At 57.6% G+C, this 20,921-nt stretch carries 21 protein-coding genes; 13 read left to right on the top strand and 8 right to left on the bottom strand.

The features are described 5' to 3' along the window. Positions 1–131: 131 nt before the first annotated feature. Together ACTQ3R_RS01100 and ACTQ3R_RS01095 are read left to right on the top strand one after the other, a co-directional pair. Positions 132–986 carry an AAA family ATPase gene (locus ACTQ3R_RS01100; protein WP_441777535.1) on the top strand — a complete coding sequence of 285 codons (855 nt, stop codon included), beginning with the start codon at positions 132–134 and terminating at the stop codon, positions 984–986. A gap of 13 nt (positions 987–999) precedes the next feature. Beyond that, positions 1,000–2,751, top strand: a complete 1,752-nt coding sequence (locus tag ACTQ3R_RS01095; protein ID WP_441777536.1) for a hypothetical protein — start codon at positions 1,000–1,002, stop codon at positions 2,749–2,751. Positions 2,752–2,889: 138 nt separating this feature from the next. Here the strand turns inward: ACTQ3R_RS01095 and ACTQ3R_RS01090 are convergent, their stop codons facing one another. The 3 genes from ACTQ3R_RS01090 to ACTQ3R_RS01080 form a co-directional block, all read right to left on the bottom strand. Beyond that, positions 2,890–4,344: a sodium:solute symporter family protein gene (locus ACTQ3R_RS01090; protein WP_441777537.1), complete on the bottom strand. Its 1,455-nt coding sequence runs from the start codon at positions 4,342–4,344 to the stop codon at positions 2,890–2,892. A 123-nt stretch (positions 4,345–4,467) separates the two neighbouring features. After that, positions 4,468–5,043: a chromate transporter gene (locus tag ACTQ3R_RS01085; RefSeq protein ID WP_441777538.1), complete on the bottom strand. Its 576-nt coding sequence runs from the start codon at positions 5,041–5,043 to the stop codon at positions 4,468–4,470. A 1-nt stretch (position 5,044) separates the two neighbouring features. Then, complete coding sequence (locus tag ACTQ3R_RS01080) at positions 5,045–5,629, bottom strand: chromate transporter (protein ID WP_441777539.1); 585 nt, start codon at positions 5,627–5,629, stop codon at positions 5,045–5,047. Positions 5,630–5,762: 133 nt separating this feature from the next. On the opposite strand from ACTQ3R_RS01080, the gene ACTQ3R_RS01075 reads away from it, so the two are divergent. After that, on the top strand, positions 5,763–6,680 hold the full coding sequence (locus ACTQ3R_RS01075; RefSeq protein WP_441777540.1) for a LysR family transcriptional regulator: 918 nt from the start codon (positions 5,763–5,765) through the stop codon (positions 6,678–6,680). Positions 6,681–6,811: 131 nt separating this feature from the next. After that, positions 6,812–7,741 carry a 4Fe-4S dicluster domain-containing protein gene (locus tag ACTQ3R_RS01070; protein ID WP_441777541.1) on the top strand — a complete coding sequence of 310 codons (930 nt, stop codon included), beginning with the start codon at positions 6,812–6,814 and terminating at the stop codon, positions 7,739–7,741. Positions 7,742–7,846: 105 nt separating this feature from the next. Here ACTQ3R_RS01070 and ACTQ3R_RS01065 read toward each other — a convergent pair whose 3' ends face one another. The 5 genes from ACTQ3R_RS01065 to ACTQ3R_RS01045 are packed head-to-tail and all read right to left on the bottom strand — an operon-like array spanning position 7,847 to position 12,783. After that, positions 7,847–8,617: an HAD family hydrolase gene (locus tag ACTQ3R_RS01065; RefSeq protein ID WP_441777542.1), complete on the bottom strand. Its 771-nt coding sequence runs from the start codon at positions 8,615–8,617 to the stop codon at positions 7,847–7,849. Continuing rightward, positions 8,614–9,267 carry a beta-phosphoglucomutase gene (pgmB, locus tag ACTQ3R_RS01060; RefSeq protein WP_441777543.1) on the bottom strand — a complete coding sequence of 218 codons (654 nt, stop codon included), beginning with the start codon at positions 9,265–9,267 and terminating at the stop codon, positions 8,614–8,616. The genes ACTQ3R_RS01065 and pgmB overlap by 4 nt, the downstream gene beginning before the upstream one ends. A 20-nt stretch (positions 9,268–9,287) precedes the next feature. Beyond that, entirely contained in the window at positions 9,288–10,043 is a 756-nt protein-coding gene (locus ACTQ3R_RS01055; RefSeq protein WP_441777544.1) for a response regulator transcription factor, read from the bottom strand. Next, positions 10,037–11,746 (bottom strand): histidine kinase, encoded by a 1,710-nt coding sequence (locus ACTQ3R_RS01050; protein WP_441777545.1) that lies wholly within the window; start codon positions 11,744–11,746, stop codon positions 10,037–10,039. The genes ACTQ3R_RS01055 and ACTQ3R_RS01050 overlap by 7 nt, the downstream gene beginning before the upstream one ends. Next, on the bottom strand, positions 11,743–12,783 hold the full coding sequence (locus ACTQ3R_RS01045; protein WP_441777546.1) for an ABC transporter substrate-binding protein: 1,041 nt from the start codon (positions 12,781–12,783) through the stop codon (positions 11,743–11,745). The genes ACTQ3R_RS01050 and ACTQ3R_RS01045 overlap by 4 nt, the downstream gene beginning before the upstream one ends. A gap of 225 nt (positions 12,784–13,008) precedes the next feature. Between ACTQ3R_RS01045 and ACTQ3R_RS01040 the strand changes: the two genes are divergently transcribed. The 9 genes from ACTQ3R_RS01040 (at position 13,009) to ACTQ3R_RS01000 (ending at position 20,889) form a co-directional block, all read left to right on the top strand. Beyond that, positions 13,009–14,403, top strand: coding sequence for a hypothetical protein (locus tag ACTQ3R_RS01040; protein ID WP_441777547.1), 1,395 nt, complete (start codon positions 13,009–13,011; stop codon positions 14,401–14,403). Positions 14,404–14,546: 143 nt separating this feature from the next. After that, complete coding sequence (locus ACTQ3R_RS01035) at positions 14,547–16,376, top strand: ABC transporter permease (RefSeq protein WP_441777548.1); 1,830 nt, start codon at positions 14,547–14,549, stop codon at positions 16,374–16,376. 3 nt (positions 16,377–16,379) lie between these two features. Further along, entirely contained in the window at positions 16,380–17,999 is a 1,620-nt protein-coding gene (locus ACTQ3R_RS01030; protein WP_441777549.1) for an ABC transporter ATP-binding protein, read from the top strand. 138 nt (positions 18,000–18,137) lie between these two features. Beyond that, positions 18,138–18,830: a tRNA (N6-threonylcarbamoyladenosine(37)-N6)-methyltransferase TrmO gene (gene tsaA, locus ACTQ3R_RS01025; RefSeq protein WP_441777550.1), complete on the top strand. Its 693-nt coding sequence runs from the start codon at positions 18,138–18,140 to the stop codon at positions 18,828–18,830. Between the two features lie 104 nt (positions 18,831–18,934). After that, positions 18,935–19,270, top strand: a complete 336-nt coding sequence (locus ACTQ3R_RS01020; RefSeq protein ID WP_441777551.1) for a cyclic-di-AMP receptor — start codon at positions 18,935–18,937, stop codon at positions 19,268–19,270. Between the two features lie 142 nt (positions 19,271–19,412). Next, positions 19,413–20,066, top strand: a complete 654-nt coding sequence (locus ACTQ3R_RS01015; RefSeq protein ID WP_441777552.1) for a MerR family transcriptional regulator — start codon at positions 19,413–19,415, stop codon at positions 20,064–20,066. Next, on the top strand, positions 20,050–20,304 hold the full coding sequence (locus ACTQ3R_RS01010; RefSeq protein ID WP_441777553.1) for a hypothetical protein: 255 nt from the start codon (positions 20,050–20,052) through the stop codon (positions 20,302–20,304). Before ACTQ3R_RS01015 ends, ACTQ3R_RS01010 begins: the two co-directional genes overlap by 17 nt. Beyond that, positions 20,276–20,548, top strand: a complete 273-nt coding sequence (locus ACTQ3R_RS01005) for a hypothetical protein (protein WP_441777554.1) — start codon at positions 20,276–20,278, stop codon at positions 20,546–20,548. Before ACTQ3R_RS01010 ends, ACTQ3R_RS01005 begins: the two co-directional genes overlap by 29 nt. Before the next feature lie 29 nt (positions 20,549–20,577). Beyond that, positions 20,578–20,889: a YbjQ family protein gene (locus ACTQ3R_RS01000; RefSeq protein WP_441777555.1), complete on the top strand. Its 312-nt coding sequence runs from the start codon at positions 20,578–20,580 to the stop codon at positions 20,887–20,889. Positions 20,890–20,921 lie beyond the last annotated feature (32 nt).

Raw genomic sequence — 20,921 nt, 5'->3', positions numbered from 1 at the left:
CACTTAAGGTCAAAATAATATGGCTCTTGAAAGAGCATTGACATTTTTTTGCGGGAAAGATACAATCAAAGTGTAAAAAAGCGGCGATGAGAGCCGGGCAATTGCTCGAGAAATGAAAAACGGAGAACGTTATGAGAAATGATTTAACCCTTCGGCTGGAACAGTTTAAAAAGCTCTATTCTGTGGACGAGGCGGTCCGGGGACGTATTTCAAAACCTCCTGTGAAATTTATTGGAGAGGAAATTCTGGAGCTTGCGGTGGCGGCGCTGCTGGAGGGGGAAAATATTCTGCTCTGCGGAGGCAAGGCTACTGGTAAAAATATTTTGGCGGAGAATCTTGCCTGGCTTTTTGGAAGGCCAGTTTATAACATATCCTTTCATGTCAATACAGACAGCAGCACGCTCATCGGCACCGATACCTTTGTAGGCGGTGAGGTACGTCTGCGCAATGGTCCGGTGGCTGAGGCGGCCAAATATGGCGGCTTTTGCATTCTGGATGAGATCAACATGGCGAAAAATGACGCTGTGGCAGTCATGCACTCGGTGCTGGATTACCGCCGGCTGATTGATGTGCCTGGTTATGAATGCATTCCTATGAATCCGGCTACCCGTTTTCTTGCTACCATGAACTATGGTTACGCGGGGACTCGGGAGCTGAACGAGGCACTGGTGTCCCGTTTTACCGTGATTCGTATGCCCACTTTGGGAGAGCAGGAGCTTCATCAGCTGCTGCGCTTGGATGTGCCCGAGGCGGCGGAAGAGAATATCAAGAACTGTGTGGGCCTGTTTATGGACCTGGACGCAAAGGCAATCAACGGGGAGATTTCCACCCATCCGGTGGATCTGCGGGGCATGATTGCGGCTCTGCGGCTGATGTCCCAGGGGATGCGTCCAAAGGATGCAATTACCATCTGCATTACCAACAAGTGCTTTGATGAGTACGAGTATCAGCTGGTTCAGGATGTTGTGATGACAAGATTTGTCTAATCAGGAGCGCGCTGTGAGTATTGATAGAGAGGAAAGCCTGTTTTTAACGGTTTCTGGGAACCACCGGGAACGGGATTATCCAGAATATATCCGCATGATGAGCGAGCCCTACCGAAAGGCGGGGGGGATCATTCAGGTATATGAGGGCATCATTTTGGGAGGCGGAGATCAGCTATTTGGTTTGGATGAGCTGAATCTCTGGCTCCGGCGGCACCGGTATGCAGACTTCAACATGCATGCCCTGCTTCCCATGGCCCACCTGTGCCTGGAATACGCGGTGCGCATGCGCCTGGCCCAGGAGCGCCCAGGTATTCCGGCCATTGGGGAGCAGGTGGCGCGGGAGCTGCTGGAGACTGACCCTCTGCGGCTGCGCCACTCCTCCAGGGGCTGGCTGAGTATCTATTGGCTGACGGAGCAGTTTCCCCAGGCTGCTACCCCGGAGAGCCGTAAGGTTCTGGAGCAGTTTTCCGGCTTTGAAGAGCAGCTGCAGCTTTTTACCCAGCTGGCCCAGGACAGTGCCCACTGCATGGATGCGAAGGCACTGGTCAACCAGGCTGTGCTGCTATACAAAAAGGTCTATACCAAATACTTCGCCCCGGACCATAGCCATGATGACCTCTCTCAGTTTGAGGTCTCGGACGATGACTTGTGGGAGGGAAAGTATGAGGGCCCGGAGAAAAATGAGCCTACCGAGCCCGATGACCCTGAGATGGAGCTGAGCTATGACAAGGCGAAAGACCTGTCTGCCGACGAAGTGATTTTGTCGGAGGAAGCACTGGCTGCAGTACCAGACTATATCGCAAAAAATTTTGGCCCCAGCTTCCAGACGGAGAAAGCCGCAAAAGAGATCGCGGATGCGGTCTGTGTAGGAATCCACGAGGAGCGCAAGCTCCTGTTTACAGACGGCCTGCCGGAGAGTGCCTATGAAGGAAATTCCGCAGCGGCGGAAGTGCTGCGGGCCTGCCGGGATGCTAACCTCAATATGCTGGAGGAGAATCAGGATTCCGCCCGCCAGGGGATTCGCAGCATTGAGCAGGCCTTCCGCAATGCCCTCAATCTGAGAAACGACCCCGAGGTATATCCCTCTGACCGGGGTGTGCTGGTCAACAGCACCCTGTGGAAGGTGGGACGCTGTGAACATCCTCAGCTGTTCCACAAAATTTTTCGTCAGGATCAGTCCACAGTTGTTGTGGAGCTGCTGATCGATGCCAGCGGGTCGCAGAGTGTCCGCCAGCCCATGGTAGCCCTGCAGAGCTATTTGTTCAGCGCGGCGCTGAGCCGGATTCAGATTCCCCACCGGGTGATGAGCTACTGCACCTACGGAGATCATACCATTCTCCGGCGATTCCGGGATTACGATGATAAGCCGGATACGGACCTTAAAATTTTGGAATACCGTGCCACCTCCAACAACCGGGATGGCCTGGCTTTGGCGGCCGCCGGGGTGGACCTGCTGAAACGGCGGGAGGATCACAAAATCGTCATTGTCTTTAGTGACGGCCTGCCCAACGACATGGTCAGCGGCAGAAAACGTTCCGGAAAGCCGGAAAAATATATCGGCGAGGCAGCCATACGGGATACCTGCGCCCAGGTGAGAAGACTGCGCCGGGAGGGGGTCCATGTCATTGGCATCTTCCTGGGGGATGACAATGAACTGGAAAATGAGCGGATGATCTATGGCTCCTCTTTCCTGCGGATCCGCCGGGCGGAGGATTTTGGAGGTACCGCCGGGAAACGGCTCAGTGAGACCCTGCTGCTGCTGTGAGGGAAGCGGGATCGCCTGCCGGATTGGACTAAGTGGTAAACTTCACCTGAACTTAACTTTATGAAAAAAGAGAGGCACTTTTCCAATGGAAAAGTGCCTCTCTTTTTATTAAACCGGGTTGCAAACAAGGATCTTATTTTAGGTATGAGGAGGAATTTTTGGGGCCTTCAAATAAACCGAAGGAGAGGTCCGGTAAGTAGCCAAGCTGACGGCCACCAGTGCGATCCCACAGGCCAGCGTGCCGGGGACTGCCGAGCCCAGGCCAAAAGGCTCTCCCGCCAGTTTCCAGCCTACACAGACCACAAAACCGGACAGCATGGCGGCAATGATGCCCGCGTTGGTGGCCTTGCGCCAAAACAGAGCGGCAAAGCAGGGAATGCCGGCAGCGGCTGCATAAAAGCTCCAGGCAAACATGAGGATGCTATAGGCATTTTTGATATATAGGGCGATGACCAGCGCACCCAAAGGGAGCACGATGGAGAAGGCGCGGGAGAGCAGAATCTCCGTGCGCTCTTTCATACTGGGGTGGATGGTTTTTCCAATGTCGTGGACACAGGTCTGCACCGATACCAGCAGATAACTGTCTGCCGTGGACATGATCACAGACAGCACGCCTGCCAGAGCCAGGCCGGTGAGGCCCACAGGAAGAATTTTAATGGCCAGGGCGGGGATCACAGCATCGGTGGAGCCATACTGAGCCAGCACATCGTCCCCGATGATCTGCCTGCCCACCACGCCCATGAAGTACACGAGAAGGATGGTCACACCATAGACAGCGGTCCCAAGGAACATACCGCGCTTGGCTGCCTTGCGGTCCCGTGCGGCAAAGGCCCGCTGCCACATTTCTGCCCCTGCCATGGTGAATACCAGATAGGTGACAATATCGCCCAGAATACTGCCGTCTACATAGGGGGTCGCCAGCGCCGGGTCCAGGTTGGCGGTAAAGTTGGCAAAGCCCCCGACATACATCAGAGCAGAAACGGGGATGAGGATATACACAAAGATGATCAGCATGTAAAATTGCAGTACATCTGTATAAACCACGCCAAAGAGACCGGAGGTGGCAGTATAGATCATAAATACCACACAGGCAATCAGCGCGCCAGCCTCGTAGGACAGGCCAACTTCCCCGCCCAACATTTTAATGATGGTGGCCGTGGCGGTGACCTGGGAGGCAACAGTACCCATCATGGCAAAGGCGATCAGCCCGGACAAAATCAATTTGGCATGCTTGCCAAAGCGCATTTGAAATAGCTCGGGAATGGACGTGAGATTATAGGTCATGCCAATGTCGGAAATTTTGCCTGCCAGACCGGAGAAGATAAACATACCCAGCAGGTACGGAACGGCGGTGAGAATGGCCTTAAAACCGTCGGAGTAAGCCACGCCGGCCCGGCCCATCAGTCCGCTTCCTCCGATGATGGTGGCGCAGACGGTGGCCATGAGGACAAAAGGACCAAAGGAACGTCCGGCCACATAGTAATCTCCGGCGTTCTTGATCCGCTTTACAGAGTACACCCCCACCAATACCATGGAAAGCAAATACGCCCCGATAATGATCAGATCCCAAATACTCAGCAGACTATGATCCATACAAACCTCCCTTTATCACACTCGCGAACTAATGTATTTATTATAGCGGATAAAGGAAGTGATTGTCAAACCGGCAAAAAGCGTCCGGGACTAATCTTGTCCCGGACGCTTTAAAGTGGAAATTTAGGCCAGCCCCAGAAGGAGATAGGCCGCGGTGCCTACCACGCCGGAGCCGAAGATAACGGCAATGGCGCTGAGGTGGAATTTACGCAGGAGGAAAAGGGCACCCACAAAAATGACCCCTTCGATCCAGCGGAAGTTGGTGAGGACCACCCCCGCCAGATCAGACTGGAACAGGCCCAGCAGCAGGATGGACAGTCCGGCGGAGGCGATAAGCGCTACCACCGCGGGCCGCAGGGCGGACAGTACGGTCTGCACTCCGCTGAAGCTGCGGTATTTGTAGTAAAAGTGGGCCAGTGCCAGGCAGATAAAGAAGGAGGGGATAATACACCCCAGAGTGCACAGCAGCACGCCGGGCACACCGCCCAGACGCATACCGACGAAGGTAGCGGAGTTAATGGAGATAGGGCCGGGAGTCATCTCTGCAATGGTAATGAGGTCGGTAAACTCCGCCAGAGTCATCAAACCGTGGATGTCCACGATCTGGTTTTGAATGAGAGGGATGGCCGCATAGCCGCCGCCCACGCTGAACATGCCTACCTGGATAAACGCCAGGAACAACTGATTTAAAATACCCATGTTACGCTACCGCCTTTCGTGTGCTGTGCAGTTCCACGGCCAGATCCAGCAGGCCCACCACCAGGCAGCGCAGGATGACTACCATGGCGTCTACGCCCAGCAGCACCTTGCCCACAAAGGCGGTGATCATCAGCGCAATGTAAAGAAAACGCCGGGTTTCTACCACCTTTTTGGCCAGATTAAGCACCACGTCAAAGATGACGGCGGCCACACCCGCGCGCATGACCTGCAGGGCAATGGCGATGATATGGTTGGAGCGGAACTGGGCATAGAAGATGGAAATTACCGAAATAATGATCATGGGAGGCAGAGCGGTGCCCAGAATGGCCACCAGCGAGCCAATGACCCCGTACATCCGGTAGCCAAGAATGACGGAGGCATTGATGGGAATGGGGCCGGGAGAGGACTGGGCGATGGCGGTGATGTCCAGCATCTCCTCTTCCTCCAGCCAGTGGAGCTCCTCCACAAATTTCTTTTTCATCAGGGATACAATGACAAAGCCGCCGCCAAACGTGAATGCGCTGAGCAGGAAGGTGGCCTTGAATAGCTGCCACAGCATCCGTGCCGGGTTTTCCTTGGTTCTCATAGCAGAGTCCCCTTTCTCTTTCGTCCTTCTCACTTGAGGTGGGCCTATCATAGCACAGTTTTTTCATAAAGAAAAATTCTTTATCTTTATTTGTATATAAATGTGTGTTATGATTGAGCGAGGGGGAATTTGTATGCTGGATTTCAGAATGGAAACCTTTCTTGCGGTGTGCCGCCATATGAATTATACCAAAGCTGCCCAGGAGCTGAACCTGACCCAGCCCGGAGTGTCGCAGCACATCCGCTGGTTGGAGGAGCAGTATGGAGTGCGGCTGTTTCACTATGCCAACAAGCGCCTCTCCCTGACCGAAGCGGGGGAACAGCTGCGCAATGTGGCCCTGACTATGAAGCACGACACCCAGAGCCTGCAGCGCAGCTTCCGGGAGCCGGGACCTCTGGCCCATCGCCTGGTCATGGGAGTGACCCCCACAGTGGGGATGTACCTGATTCCGGGGCCGCTGGCCCGGTATCACAGGCAATATCCCCAGGCGCCCATTACCCTGCGGGTGTCCAACACCCAGAACCTGTGCCATGCCCTGGACCAGGGGGAGCTGGACTTTGCCATCGTAGAGGGCTTTTTCTGTAAAAGCGATTACGATTCGCTCCTCTACCGGCGGGAGCCCTATTTGGCGGTGTGTGGAGCGGGGTATCCATTTGCACGCCGGCCCAGGGTATTATCGGACCTGTTGGGGGAGACTTTAATTGTGCGGGAGCCGGGGTCCGGCAACCGGGAAATCATTGCCCGCGCACTGAGCCGGGAGAATTTGTCGGTGGAGGATTTCCAAAGCGTCATGCAGGTGAGTGACATGAATGTGCTCAAAGAGATGCTGCTTTTGGGATGCGGTGTGGGATTCCTCTACCGGGTGGCCGCCCAGCCCCAGATGGAACAGGGGACCCTTCAGGCCATCCCCTTGGAGGATTTCCATGAGAGCCATGACATAACCTTTTTGTGGCGCAAGGGCAGCGTATTTGCTCCGCGGTACCGAGAGCTTTATAGGCTCCTTTCTCCCGTGGAAGGGGAAATTACCCTGCCGGAAGTGGGGAATGATTGACAGGAAAGAGAAAATCCGCTATTCTGAACAGGAAAGTACAACGTGAGCGGCGGGAGAATGGGAAGCTTCCGCGACTGCGGAAGAGAGCGCCGCAAGTGAGCGGCGTGACGGTAAGAGGAGGTTATATTCCCATGAGCGAAATGAAAGCAAGCGTACCCCAGAGTGAAATCACCAGGGTAAAAGGACTGGGATTTTTGTGGGACAAGCGGACCCCGGATCAGTTCAATGGACGGGTGATCACCCGCAACGGAAAGATTACCGCCAAGGAGTGCGCCACGGTGGCAGAGGCCGCCCGGCGCTTTGGCAGCGGTGAAGTGGCCATGACTACCCGGCTGACCATGGAAATTCAGGGCGTCCCCTTTGAGAATATTGAGCCGCTGCGCCAGTTTTTAAAGGAAGAGGCCGGGCTGGAAACCGGCGGCACCGGCGCCAAGGTCCGTCCGGTGACAGCCTGCAAGGGGACCACCTGCCAGTATGGCCTGATCGACACCTATGCCCTGTCGGAGAAAATTCACCAGATGTTTTATGTGGGTTATGGACAGGTAAAGTTGCCCCATAAGTTTAAGATCGCCGTGGGAGGCTGCCCAAACAACTGCATGAAGCCCGATCTGAACGATGTGGGCATCGTGGGGCAGTGGGTGCCGCAGGTGAAGGAGGAGCTGTGCAAGGGCTGCAGCCTGTGCGAGAAGGAGTGCCCCATCGGCGTGGTGAAGATGGCGGATGGCAAGGCGGTGATTGATGCCCAGGAGTGCAACCACTGCGGCCGCTGCATCCGCAAGTGCCCCTTTGAGGCCATTGAGACCCAGACCAACGGCTATTTGGTCTATCTGGGCGGCCGCTGGGGGAAGCGTACCGCCGTAGGACGGCCTCTGAGCGTGATCATTTCCAGCGAGGAGCAGGTGCTCTCCGTGGTAGAGAAGTGTATCCTCCTCTTTAAGGCCTATGGCCAGCCCAAGGAGCGGTTTGCCGATACCGTTACCCGGCTGGGCTTTGACAAGGTGCAGGAGATGCTCCTGTCCAATGAGCTGCTGGAGCGCAAGGCGGAGATTCTGGCCCAGTAAATAGAAGAAACGTCCGGTCCCGGAAGGGACCGGACGTTTTTTTGCGGGTCAATCGGCGCGGGCAGCGGGCACAGGAGACTGGGTGCAGGGCTGTGGGGAGGCCGTTTACAGGGCAGACAGAATGTCCTCTACCCGCCGGCAGTGTGGGGAGAACTGGGCGCGCAGCGCCGGGACTGCGTTGTCCATGATATAAGGGAAGCCTGCCAGGCGCAGCATGGGAAGGTCGTTGTAATTGTCTCCAAAGGCGGCGACTTCCCCCAGAGCAATTCCCAGGGCGGCACACAGCTTTTGAAGGCCGGTCCCCTTGTCCGCCAACGTAAAGTCCAGCCACTTCTCCCCGGCCACTGCGCACTGAAATTTACTGCCCCATTTGGGAGCCAGCAAGGGTTCCACCTGGACCGCCCCCTCCCGGCAGTAGGCGGATACTTTCAGGATCTCTTCTCCAATTTCCTCTGGGTGGGAAAGCAGCGCCGTATTGTTGCCTACAAAATACCGGATATGATCTACGATGTCCGCCTTTTTCGGGCACAGATAGCTGGTGTTGGCGCCGGAAATCAGGACTTCACATTGGGGCAGAGCCAAAATTTCCCGGCACAGCTCCAGCGCTGGGACTTGGGGCATAGGGGTCTTGCACAGCACCGGACCGGGATCCCCTGAGCCATAGACCACAGCTCCGTTTTCACACAGATAGATGAGTTCATTGGCCACCGGGGCAAAAAGGCGGCGCAGGCTGCTGTACTGCCGTCCGCTGGCCGGGCAAAATAATATGCCCTTGTCATTCAGACGGCGGATTTGTTGAAAAATAGCGGGGGAAATTTCCCTCTGCTCCCCGTGAAGGAGGGTGCCGTCAATGTCACTGGCAATCAGTCGGATCATCGGCCTGCCTCCAATGGGGGAAACAGGGGGAGCATCTCCTCCAGAGACTGGATGTTGTAATCTCCTGCTTGGTGAAGGGCCGCGTCTCCAAAGGCCACCGTGACCATCTCGGCGGCCCGGCCCGCCTGGACCCCGGCCAGAGCATCGTCCACCGCCGCGCACTGGCGGGGCGGAACCCCCAGAAGCTCCGCGGCAGTAAGAAACACCTGGGGGTCGGGCTTGGAGCGGGTAATCAAATTGCCGTCGGCCACCGCGTCCAGCCACCGACCAAGACCCGTGCGTTCCAGAATAAGCCCCGCGTTTTTGCTCCCGGAGGCCAGGGCCAGCCGGTATCCCCTGCGCCGCAGCTCGGGCAAAAGGACGTGGGCACCTGGGGAGGCATGGCCTGGAGTGAGGGCGGACAAAAGCTGCTGATAGCGGGTGTTTTTTGCCTGGGCAAAGGCCTCCTTTTCCTCCTGTGAATAGATCCGGTCCGAGCCCTCCAGCACAATTTCCAGGCTGTCCATCCGGGAGATCCCCCTGCAGCGGTTGCCCTGTTCCTGGGTAAAGGGGATGCCCAGGCGGTCGGCCAGCTCTTTCCAAGCCTGATAGTGGAGGGTATCGGTGTCCACCAGCACCCCGTCCAGGTCAAATAGAATGGCCCGAATCATACACGTCACTCCTTTGCTGCTTATAAACTGGTATCCTGGTATTCGGAAGGACTGACCCCTACCAGCTTTTTGAAGGTGGAGGAAAAATAGGTGATGTCCTTGTAGCCCACCTGCTCAGCCACCTCATATACTTTCAGCCGGCAGTCCCGCAGCAGCTCCATGGCCTTGTGAATGCGGTACCGGGTAAGGTAGTTGAGCAGGGTATAGTCGGTCTCTTTCTTAAATGTGTGACTGAGGTGGCCTTCGCTCAGCCCCAAATGCTGGGCAATTTCTCCCACCGTGATGTTGGGGTCGTGGTAGTGCTGGCCGATGTAGTCCATGGCCTGGAGGACATATTTGCTTTTGTCCCCCTTTTTCAGCCCCGGAATGGGAGGCGCCGCCGCGCCCTTGTCCCCCTCCTGGAGCTCCATGCGCCGGCGCAGAGCCTGTACGGCCTGCTCCAGCTCTCCGTCGTGGAAGGGCTTTAGGAGAAAATCCACCGCGCCCAGGCGCAGAGCGCTTTGGGCGTAGGAAAAGCTGTCATAGGCGGTGAGGATGATCACATAGGCGCGGTTGCCCCGTTCCCGCAGCTGCCGGAGCATCTCGATGCCGTCCATTTTGGGCATTTTCAAATCGGTGATAATGAGGGAGGGGGCGTAGCGCTCTACGGCTGCCAGTGCTTCCTCGCCGTTGGAGGCCTCCCCCACCACCACACAGTCCAGGGCGGCCCAGTCCACGGCCAGTACAATTCCTTTGCGGATCATTTCCTCGTCTTCTACCACCAGTACTTTCAGCATTCCGGTTCCTCCTCCCAGCGCAGGGGAAGGGTGGCGGAGACCACCGCGCCCCGGCCCCCGCTGCCTGTGGACAGATAAAGGCCGAAGTCCTCCCCGTAATATTTTCGAAGAATGGTATCTACATTGTAAAGCCCCAAATGTCCCCTGGACAGTTCCCGGCTTCGGTGGGCGTAGGCCCCCGTCATATCCGCAGGCAGCCCCTTTCCGTTGTCGGTCACTATGATCTTCAGCAGACAGGACCCCACCTTCTCCGCCTGTACCAGAATGTGGCCGTCCTCCACTCCCTCCAGACCGTGGAGAATGGCATTTTCCACAATGGGCTGGAGAATCATTTTGGGGACCAGACAGCTCTCCAGCTCCGGGGAAATTTCGGCCTGGAAGGAGAAGGTGCTGGAAAGGCGGATTTTTTGAATTTCCATATACCGCTGTAAAATTTCCACCTCCCGGTGCAGGGGGACAAACTCCTCCGGGGAGATGCAAAAGCGCAGAATGTCCGCCAGGTTGGTGGACATGAGGGCCACCTGAGGGACCTGGTTGATTTTGCTGATCCACTTCATGGTGTCCAGGGTGTTGCAGAGAAAGTGGGGGTTCAGCTGGGCCTGGAGCATACGGATCTGGGCCTGGTTCAGTTCCCGCTGGTTTTCTACCAGCTGCTCCTGGTTATGTTTCAGGGCCACCAGCATGCCGTTGAAGCGCTGGGCCAGCTGCCCCAGCTCATCGTCCCGGTAGGGAGGGACATAGACGTCCAGATTGTTGTGGGCCACTTCGCCGATGGCGCTGTGAAGCCGCTCGATGGGGTAGAACATCTGCCGGCTCAGCCGCAGGCCCATGAGAATGGAGATGCCCACACACACCAGGGCGCTGCCCGCGGTGACGGTGGTCAGAAGCCCCCGTGTGGATTGGTTCAGGGCCTGGGGCCGCTGGAGAACTGCGTATAGCCCCATCTCCTCCTGAAGGGCGGTTCCATAGGCATATTCGTCCCCCTCTCCGTACAGCGGCTCTCCCGCCAACAGCTTTTCCCGGAGCAGGGGGGCCAGAGTGTCGGACAGCGAGGACAAGGAGGAATAGACCGGGCGCCAATATTGGTTGAGCAGCAGCAGGTCGTTTTGGCTGGAATAGGTGCCGTCCAGCAGCTGATGGAAGTTGGAACGGGTCATGGTGATGACCAGATAGCCTGCGACCTGGCCGTCGGAGGTGGTCAGTTTTGCGGCGGCCTGAAAGAGCGGGGCGCTGCTGGATTCTCCGCCGTCCACCTGGGCAAAGGCCAGTCCGTCGGTCTGACGGGCGGCGTAAAGAATGCCCCACTGGGTGGGAAGCTGGGGATAGAGAGGGAGACTTTTGGTGGAATAGCGCCAGATTCCCGCCTGGTCATAGAGGTCAAACTGGGCGTTGGCGCGGCTGCCCTCGGTGGCGCTGTACAGCTCGCTGTATACCATAGCACTGTCCGTCTGTCCCCGTGCCAGAGAGGGGGCTATGTAAGGATTGGCCTTCAGGGCCTGGGAGGTCTGGCGAAAGCCGTCATACAGGCTATCCAGGGTGGTGATCACATGGTCCAGTTGTGCGTTGGATTCGCTGTCGGCCTGGGCATTCATCTGCAGGCGAAAAATTTGCAGCAGCATGGCCGAGCAAAGCAGCAGCGGCAGCAGGGAGGCCAGAAGAAAGCCTACAAACAGCCGGGTACGGAAGGAACGGGTCAGTTTCATGGCTGCTCCTCCCCTCCAAAGTAAAAGGCCCAGGACATGAGGATGCCGTTGTGGTGCTCGCTGGCCCAGGAGATGTCATAATCCAACAGTGGAATGTCTGAGAGGGGAAGAAGGACCGTTTCCTCCTGGGGCAAAGAGCGGATGGGCCGGCGGGAAAACTCGGTTTCCATACGCTGCTGTACGTCTTGGCCGGAGATGAAGTCTAAGAATTGCTGGGCATTTTTCCAATGAGGGGCGTCTTTGACAATGGCGCAGCCGTCGGGGACGCAGCTGGTGCCGTCTTTGGGATAGACCAGAGCAATGTCATCTCCGGCCTCTACCCGCTTTAAAGCGGTCTCCTCCAAGGTGATGCCCACAAGGTCTGTGCCGTTGGCCACCGAGGAGAGCACATCTCCGGAGCTGCTGAGCTGCCGCCCGTCCAGACTGACGGCAAAGTCCATCAAAGTCTTGTCCTGATTGCCGCCCATGGCGGAAAGAAGGGTGACCAGGCCAGTAAAGGAGGAGCCGGAGATGCTGGGGTCACAGAAGGCGATGCGCCCCTGCCAGGCGGGGGAAAAGAGGTCATGCCAGGCGGTGATCCGGTCCGGAGAGACCAGGGTGGCGTTGTAGATGAGCACCACCGGCAAGGCGGAAAAGGGGGTCCACAGTCCGCTCTCTGAGCGCATGGAGGGAGTCAGCTGCTGCCAATCCTTGCAGAAATAGGGGGTAAAGCAGTCGCCATAGGCTTCCAGGCTGTCTACGCCGCCCCCGAACATCACGTCGGCTTTGGGGCTGTCCGCCTCCTGGGTCAGGCGCTCCAACAGCTCGTTGGTGCCTCCCGCCACAAGCTCCACCCAGATGCCCGTGCGCGCTTCAAATTCCTTGATGATGGGCTGGTATACCTCCTCTTTGTGAGAGGTATAGACCACCAGCCGCTGTTCTTCCGGCGGGGCATAGGCGGATGTGGCCGGAACGGGCCTGCTGGCCGTGCACCCGGCTAGGAGCAGACTGCAGGTCACAGCCAGACACAGCAGCCCCCGCACCCGTTGTTTCACCATCGCTGCCTCCTTTCTCCCACCGTTGGGGTTGTGAATTTTTACCTATTATAGCACAGAAAAGCATTTGAGTTCATCCATAAGTTACAAAGATTGCAGTGAAACTCAAAAAACCGCAGTTTTGTCCCCTGTTCACGGAGCCATTTTTTGCATACAATAAAAATAACCAGACAGACCACTTTTTGTGGCCTGTGTTTTAGTGAAAATGATGAAGGAGGATATGAAACCATGAAACGGATCGTCTCGTTGCTCCTGGCCGCTTCCATGACCCTGGCACTGGTTGCCTGCGGCGGCAACACCAGTACCCAATCATCAGGAGGCTCTGCCTCCTCCGGTGGAAATACTTCCGCCGGGACCCAGACTCCCACCGACCTTACCGAAACCCAGAAGATCATCCAGGAGGCCCAGGGCATGACCCTGGAGGAACTGGCCAAGAAGGCCATTGAGGAATCCAACGGCAAGATGTTCTACGGCGTGGGCAACTCCAGCCGCGGCAAGAGCGCCCTGCCCCTGTTCATCGAGTACTTGCAGACCATCGACCCCAACTACACCATGGAGTTTGAGTGGCAGCAGCCCAAGAACAACAAGATCTTCGATCAGCTCACCGCCGACTCCCTGAAGGATACCGGCACCTTTGCCATGACCCTCATTCAGGACGGCAACCAGATCGAGTCCAAGATGGTCCAGACCGGTATTTTGGACACCTTTATCCCCAAGGATTGGGCCGACGCCAACGGTACCACCGCCGAGGAGTACAAGGGCTACCTGCCCCTGCAGACTCTGAACAAGATCTTCATGTACAACAACACCGGCTCCAAGACCTATGACAACTGCTGGGACTTTGTGGCCGAGGGCGAGCATGGCCTGTTCATGGACATCGACTCTGAGATCGTAGGCAAGAACTTCCTGTACATGCTCACACGGGACGACTACTCCGCCATGCTGAAGGAGGCCTTCGAGGCCCTCAGTGCTGAGGAGCAGGCCTACTTCCAGCCCACCATCGACGCCATGGCCTCTGAGGCGGAGAGCCTGGGCCTGGGCGAGAACGGCAAGTATGCCCTGGCCTGGATCAAGCTCTGGGTGGGCAGCTACAACGCCCAGACCGACGACGGCCCCATCTGCAACACCCTGGTGGACCAGTCCGCCACCGACCAGTTCGGCCTTATCGTGTACTCCAAGCTGCGCTCTGTGGAGGAGTCCGCCTCCGTTTCCAAGAACAACATCACCGTGGCCGCTTACAATGACGGCTACACCGGCATGGGCGGCTTTGGCTACTGCCACTACCTGTTCGTCACCGACAACAGCCCCCTGCCCTGGACCGCCTGCGCCTTTATCGCCTACATGACCTGCACCGCCGACGGCTTCTCCGCCTGGGGCAAGGACATCGGCGGCTATTCCTCCAACCCCAATGTGGCCGCGGAAAACGAGGAGATCTATCACCACCAGACCGGCGGCATGGCCGAGGACGGCACCACTGTGGAGTTTGCCGCTCTCAACGACCACGGCTACGACTGGTGGGTGGGCGACGGCAAGCTGGTCCTGGAGGACCCCGAGTACTGCGCTTCCGTCTCCTTCACCGTGGGCAGCTGGATCGAGATGCTGGATAAGTACAGCGCGGGCTGATGCCCCTCTTGTCCGGAACAACCGTCTGCCCGGGCGTTGCTGAATCTCACTTCCGAGCATAGGCATACAAAGCGCCCTTGGACGCAGGTGAAATCCGCCGCTTCCAAGGGCGCTTTCCCATCCCGGCATAAAGGAGAGATCGTATGGACCAAATGAAGATCCGGCGGGCCAATGCGTCCGCTATCCGGCTGAATAAAATCAAGACCTTTTTCTCCAAGCCCCACAATGTGATCCTGCTGCTGATGGGTATTGTGCTTACCTTCAGCACCGTTGCCCCCATTATCGCCATTGTGGAGGACACCTTTAAAATCCACCCCGGCACCATCGACGCCCACCTGACCGGCCAGAGTGCGGGATATACGGTAGTCAACTACATCGACCTCTTTACTAGCCCCATGGCCAAGACCAACCTGTGGACTCCCCTTCTGAACACCATCTGGCTGGCCGTGGGTACCTGTGTGGTGGCCATCCTCTTCGGCGGCATGTTCGCCTTCCTCATTACCCGCACCAATCTGGCCTGGCGGAAATACCTCAGCTCCATCTTCATCTTCCCCTACATCATGCCCCAGTGGACGCTGGCGGTGGTGTGGCAGAACATGTTCAACTCCAACGCCGTCACCGGGACCTCCAACGGCCTGCTGGCCGCCACCCTGGGCATTAACATGCCCATCTGGTGGTGCAAGGGCCTGTTCCCCAGTCTGGTGGTGCTGGGCCTCCATTACGCCCCCTTTGCCTACATCCTCATCGGCGGCATTTTCCGGAACATGGACGCCAACCTGGAGGAGGCGGCCACCATTCTGGATACTCCCAAGTGGCGGATCATGTGCCGTATCACCCTGCCCATGGTCAAACCCGCCATCTTGTCCACTGTCCTGCTGGTGTTCGGCAGCGCCATGGGCTCCTACCCCGTGCCCCATTACCTGGGCCTTACCACCCTGGCCACCAAGTACGTGTCCATGAACTCCAAGTACACCGGCGAGGCCAGCATTCTGGCCATTATTATGATGATCTTCGGTGTGGCGATCATGCTGCTCAACCAGCTCAGCCTCCAAAGCCGTAAGAGCTACACCACCGTCACCGGAAAGTCCGGCCAGATCTCCAAGATCAACCTGGGGAAAGTGGGCAAGTATGTCATCGCCCTCATCCTGGTGGTGACCACCTTCTTTACCAGCATTTTCCCCATCGTCTCCTTTGCCTTTGAGACCTTCCTGCCCAACCCCGGAGACTACTCCTTCCTTTACACCGGGGATCCGGACAATCTCACCACCAAGTGGTGGACCACGGACGAGAATGTGACGGAAAACGGCATGTACGGCCAGAAGGGCATTCTCCACAACGAGACCATCTGGAACGCCTTTAAAGGCACCATCTGGGTCAGCGTGTGCTGTGCCCTGCTGGCGGGCACCCTGGGTACCCTCATCGGATATGCGGTATCGAAAAACAGGCGAAGTAAATGGGCCAACTATGTAAACTCCGTAGCCTTTCTTCCCTATCTCATGCCCTCCATCGCGGTGGGCGTGGCCTTCTTCATCCTTTTCTCCAGTGAGAAAATCAACCTCTTCAATACCTATACCATCCTGATCATTGTAGGTACCATCAAGTACATCCCCTTTGCCAGCCGCAGCTCCCTCAACTCCATGCTGCAGCTGTCCGGGGAAATTGAAGAGGCTGCCATCATTCAGAACATCCCCTGGGTCAAGCGGATGACCCGGATCATCATCCCCATCCAGAAGTCGTCCATCATCAGCGGCTATCTGCTCCCCTTTATGACCTGCCTGCGGGAGCTGTCCCTGTTTATGCTGCTGTGTGTGCAGGGGTTCATCCTCTCCACCACCCTGGACTACTTCGACGAAATGGGCCTGTACGCCTTCTCCAGCGGCATCAACCTGATTTTGATCATCACCATCCTGGTGTGCAACACCCTGGTCAACAAGGTCACCGGGGCCAGCCTGGACAAGGGAATAGGAGGTTAAGTTATGCCGGAAATCAGATTAGAACATGTGACCAAGCGCTGGGGCAAGTTCTACGCCGTGGACGACCTGGACCTGGTCATTGAGAACAATTCCTTCGTTACCCTGCTGGGCCCCTCCGGCTGCGGCAAAACCACCACTTTGCGGATGATTGCCGGACTGGAGACCCCCACCAGCGGGCGGATCACCATTGGCGACCAGGTGGTCTTTGACAGCGAGATGGGCATCAATGTTCCCGCTAACAAGCGCAAGGTGGGCTTTTTGTTCCAGAACTACGCCCTGTGGCCCAACATGACGGTGTATGAAAACATCTCCTTTGGCCTGTCCAACGTGAAGGAGCCCATGGCCAAGGTGGACTTTGAGGCCAAAAATGCCGCCCGCCTGGCGGAGATCCTGCAAAATCCCGGAGAAGTGGTGAAGATCCTGGAGGACTGCCGGGACAAGAAGGGCAAGATCGACGAAAAGAAAGCCTACATCAAGCTCATCGATGCCTTTACCATCTCTATCTACACCGCCAAAAAGCTTTTTGGCTACCATCTGGAGGAGGGAAAGGACCTGTCCGGGGAGATCAAGGCCCTCCAGGCCAAGGTGGAGTCCGCCCGGAAGAGCCAGAACCTCAACGAACACTTTGAGGTGGTCCAGAACGGCCAGGTGGTCAAGGAGACCCGGAAGCTCACCAAGGAGGAGATCGACCTGTCGGTGCGCCGGGTGTCCCGGATCGTGAAAATCGGCATGTTTATGGACCGCTACCCGGCGGAGCTGTCCGGCGGCCAGCAGCAGCGCGTGGCCATCGCCCGCACCCTGGCCCCCGAGCCCTCGGTGCTCTTTATGGATGAGCCCCTGTCCAACCTGGATGCCAAGCTGCGGTTGGAAATGCGCTATGAGCTTCAGCGTCTGCATGTGGAGACCGGGTCCACCTTCGTCTATGTCACCCACGACCAGATGGAGGCCATGACCCTGGCCACCCAGATCTGTCTCATCAACAATGGGGTGCTCCAGCAATACGACGCTCCGCTCACCGTCTACCACCAGCCTGCCAACCTCTTTGTGGCCGACTTTGTGGGCAACCCCGCCATCAACTTTGTGGAGGCCAAGGGAGCGCAGAACCCTGACGGCACCCTGTCCCTCACCGTATTCAACCAGCGCCGGGCCACCTTCCGCCCCACTGTCCCCCTGGATCTGGAGGGGTGGTTTAGTCAGCGGGACGCCCAGGCAGCGGCACGGGAGGAGGAGCACAAAAAGAAGGCGGCGGAGAAGTCCTATGTGGAAAAGGGCAACAAGGATGAGACCTTCCGCTACCATGTGGCCAAGGTGGAGGAGCAAGACGACTCCCTCCAGGAGGAGCCGGTCATCACCAACCAGGACCTGGTGCTGGGCATTCGTCCGGAATTTCTGGACATTGTGGACAGCGGGGCCCTGGAGGGGGAGATCTACGGCGCTATGCCCACAGGCATGGAGTCCACCATTAAGGTGCGCATTGACGATTTCCTGCTTACAGGCGTGATTTTTGGAAGCTCCCTGTTCACCATCGGCGCAAAGGTGCCCCTGTCCATCACCGGAGACAATATCATGCTCTTTGACCGTAAGAGCGGAGCGTGTATTGCCCAGGGCAAGCTGGAATTTTAAGGATATACGCATCTCACGGACCGGCGCTGCAAACGCGGCGCCGGTCTTTCCTGTGTGGGGAGCAGGATTCCGGCCTTGACCGTGGGGGCGGAGGATGCTATACTAATTTAAATCATCAACAGACGAAAGGGGAGGGCGATGGACGACAGCTGCATTCAGGCGATTGCCCATATCCGGAGTGATTTTCCGGAAAAATTCGGCATTCCCCGGCAGAGCGGCCTGGTGGAGGAGCTGACAGCCCGGATCGTCTTTGAGCCGGAATACCGGCAGCCCGCCGCTTTCCGGGGGCTGGAGGGGTTTTCTCACCTGTGGCTCATCTGGGAGTTCTCCAAGGCGAAGGGGAAGCCCTGGTCCCCCACGGTGCGCCCGCCCCGGCTGGGCGGAAATACCCGCCTGGGGGTGTTTGCCACCCGTTCTCCCTTCCGGCCCAATCCCATCGGTCTGTCCTGCGTCAGGTTGGTGAAGCTGGAGCAGGACTCCAAGTTTGGGCCGGTGCTGGTGGTGGCGGGAGCCGATCTGATGGACGGGACCCCCATTTACGACATCAAGCCCTACCTGCCCTATGCCGACTGCAAGCCCCAGGCTACGGGAGGCTTTGCCTCCCAGCCCAAGGAGCCCAGCCTCCAGGTGGAGATTCCCCAGCACCTGCTGGAGCAGATCCCCCAGGAGAAGCGGGGAGCGCTGCGGGGCGTTTTGGCCCAGGACCCCCGGCCCCAGTACCAGGAGGACCCCCAGCGGGTCTATGGGATGGCCTTTGGCGCCTGGGAAGTTCGCTTCCGGGTGGAGGGGGACCGGCTTGAGGTATTGGAGATCGTCTTAGGAAAAGCGTAATAAGATTCATACCCACAGCGAGGAACTATGCGATCATAAAGGCCGGACGGATCCCCCTGGGGGACGGAAACGCTCCGGTACATTGGCTAAAGGAGGAACTCTATATGAAACTGATTTTTGCGGTGATTCGGGATAAGGATGCCAACATGGCCATTGAGGGCCTGGCCCAGTCTCACATCGGTGTGACCAAGCTGGCCAGTACCGGTGGTTTCCTCCGGGATGGCAATACCACGCTGATGATCGGTGCGGAAAATGACCAGGTGGAGCACGTTCTGGAGATTTTGAAAGAGAACTGTGCCAAGCGTGCTGAGACGGAGATCATCGCCCCCCACGGGACGGGCGGTGTACCTGCCTGGAACCTGGGCTGCACGCCCATCAAAATTGAGGTGGGCGGCGCCACAGTCTTTGTACTGGAAATGGAGCAGTTTATCAAGCTTTGACCGATATCCCCGGCTCCGGCCGGGGATATTTTTTCCCGGCGAGTCATCCTCCCCCAGGTGGAACGAATATTTTTTGCAAAAATACTTGACCTTCCCCCAGGTGGAAGGTGTATCCTGTGTGTGAAAAGGGAGGAATGACCCCGTGAAGATCAACGAGGTGGAGGCCCAGGTGGGCATCACCAAAAAGAATATCCGTTTTTATGAGGCCCAGGGGCTGCTGGCTCCCCGGCGCAACAGTGAGAACGGTTACCGGGACTATGGCCCGGAGGAGGTGGAGGCTCTGCGGCAGATCAAGCTGCTGCGCAAGCTGGGCCTCCCCCTGGAGGAGATCCGCCGCATGCAGGCGGGGAGCAGTACCATCGGCGACGGTATGCGCCGCCATCTGGTGACCCTGGAGCGGGAGCGGCGCGGTCTGGAGCAGTCCATAGAGTTCTGCCGGGCCCTGAAGGACCGGGAGGAGCGGCTGGATGCCCTGGACGCGGGGGCGCTGCTGGAGGAGATGGAGCAGCTGGAGCGCACGGGGATGACCTTTAAAAACAAGCAGCAGGGAGACACCCGGCCCATTCGATATGCGGGGGCCATTGTGGTGGCCGTGCTGATGTGTGCCCTCATGGTGGGCATTATTGCCCTGATGGCCTGGGCCTTTGCCGCGGATCCCCAGGACGCGCCGCCTCTGCCGCTGCTGATTGTGCTCATGGCCATCCCGGCGGCGGTGATTCTGGGGGTGCTCCTGGCGCTTATGCAGCGCATTCGGGAAATTCAGAGGGGAGAAGAAAACGATGCGAAAAACTACTAAGGGAAAGGACTTTGGCGCAGCTGTAGTCGTTACGGTTTTGGTGGCGGCTCTTATGCTCCTGCTGACCGCCGCTTTGGTGGCCGGATACTTTGGAGGAAGCACCCACGGGCTGGCCACGGCCATCATTTTCTTCTGTGCCCTGATGTATTTGGCGGTGGCGGTGGGGGTCATTGTGGCCCTCTATCAGCGTTGGAAAGAGATCCAAGGAGGTGAGGAGGACGAGGCCAAAAAATACTGAGCCCGCCAAGCGCCGGGAACGGAAGGAGGCCATCCGGGGCGTGGTGACCCATGTGGTGGTCCAGCTGCTGTCCGTGGCGGTGCTGTTGGGCCTTCGCTGCCTCACCGTCCGGGCGTGGCTGGACAATCTGCTGCTTTTTGTGGCGGTGCTGGACCTGATCACCCTGCCATTTTCGTTTATAGTACTGCGGCAGCGGCTGCGGGAAATTGAAAAAGGGGAAATGGAGGAAGCGCGAAAATATTAAAGTCAGATCGATTGAAGGAGGAAATAACTATGCTGCTGGTAAACATTGACTACATTCCTGGAAAAGAGCTGGAAGTGCTGGGCCTGGTGAAGGGCACTGTGGTCCAGTCCAAAAACTTCGGCAAGGACTTTATGGCCGGTATGAAGACTCTGGTGGGCGGCGAGATCACCAGTTACACCGAGATGCTCAATGAGGCCCGCCAGATCGCCATGAAACGCATGGTGGACGATGCCGAGGGCCTGGGCGCGGATGCGGTGATCAACATCCGCTACGGCTCCTCTGCCGTTATGCAGGGGGCCGCTGAGGTCATTGCCTACGGGACCGCGGTGCGGTTTAAGTAAATCCCATCAAACAAAGAACGCCGCCTCCGGAG

The organism is Lawsonibacter sp. LCP25S3_E2, from assembly GCF_052117285.1.
Lineage (GTDB): Bacteria > Bacillota > Clostridia > Oscillospirales > Oscillospiraceae > Lawsonibacter.
Note: the sequence above shows the minus strand (reverse complement) of the source record. Positions and strands in the feature narration are given on the sequence as shown.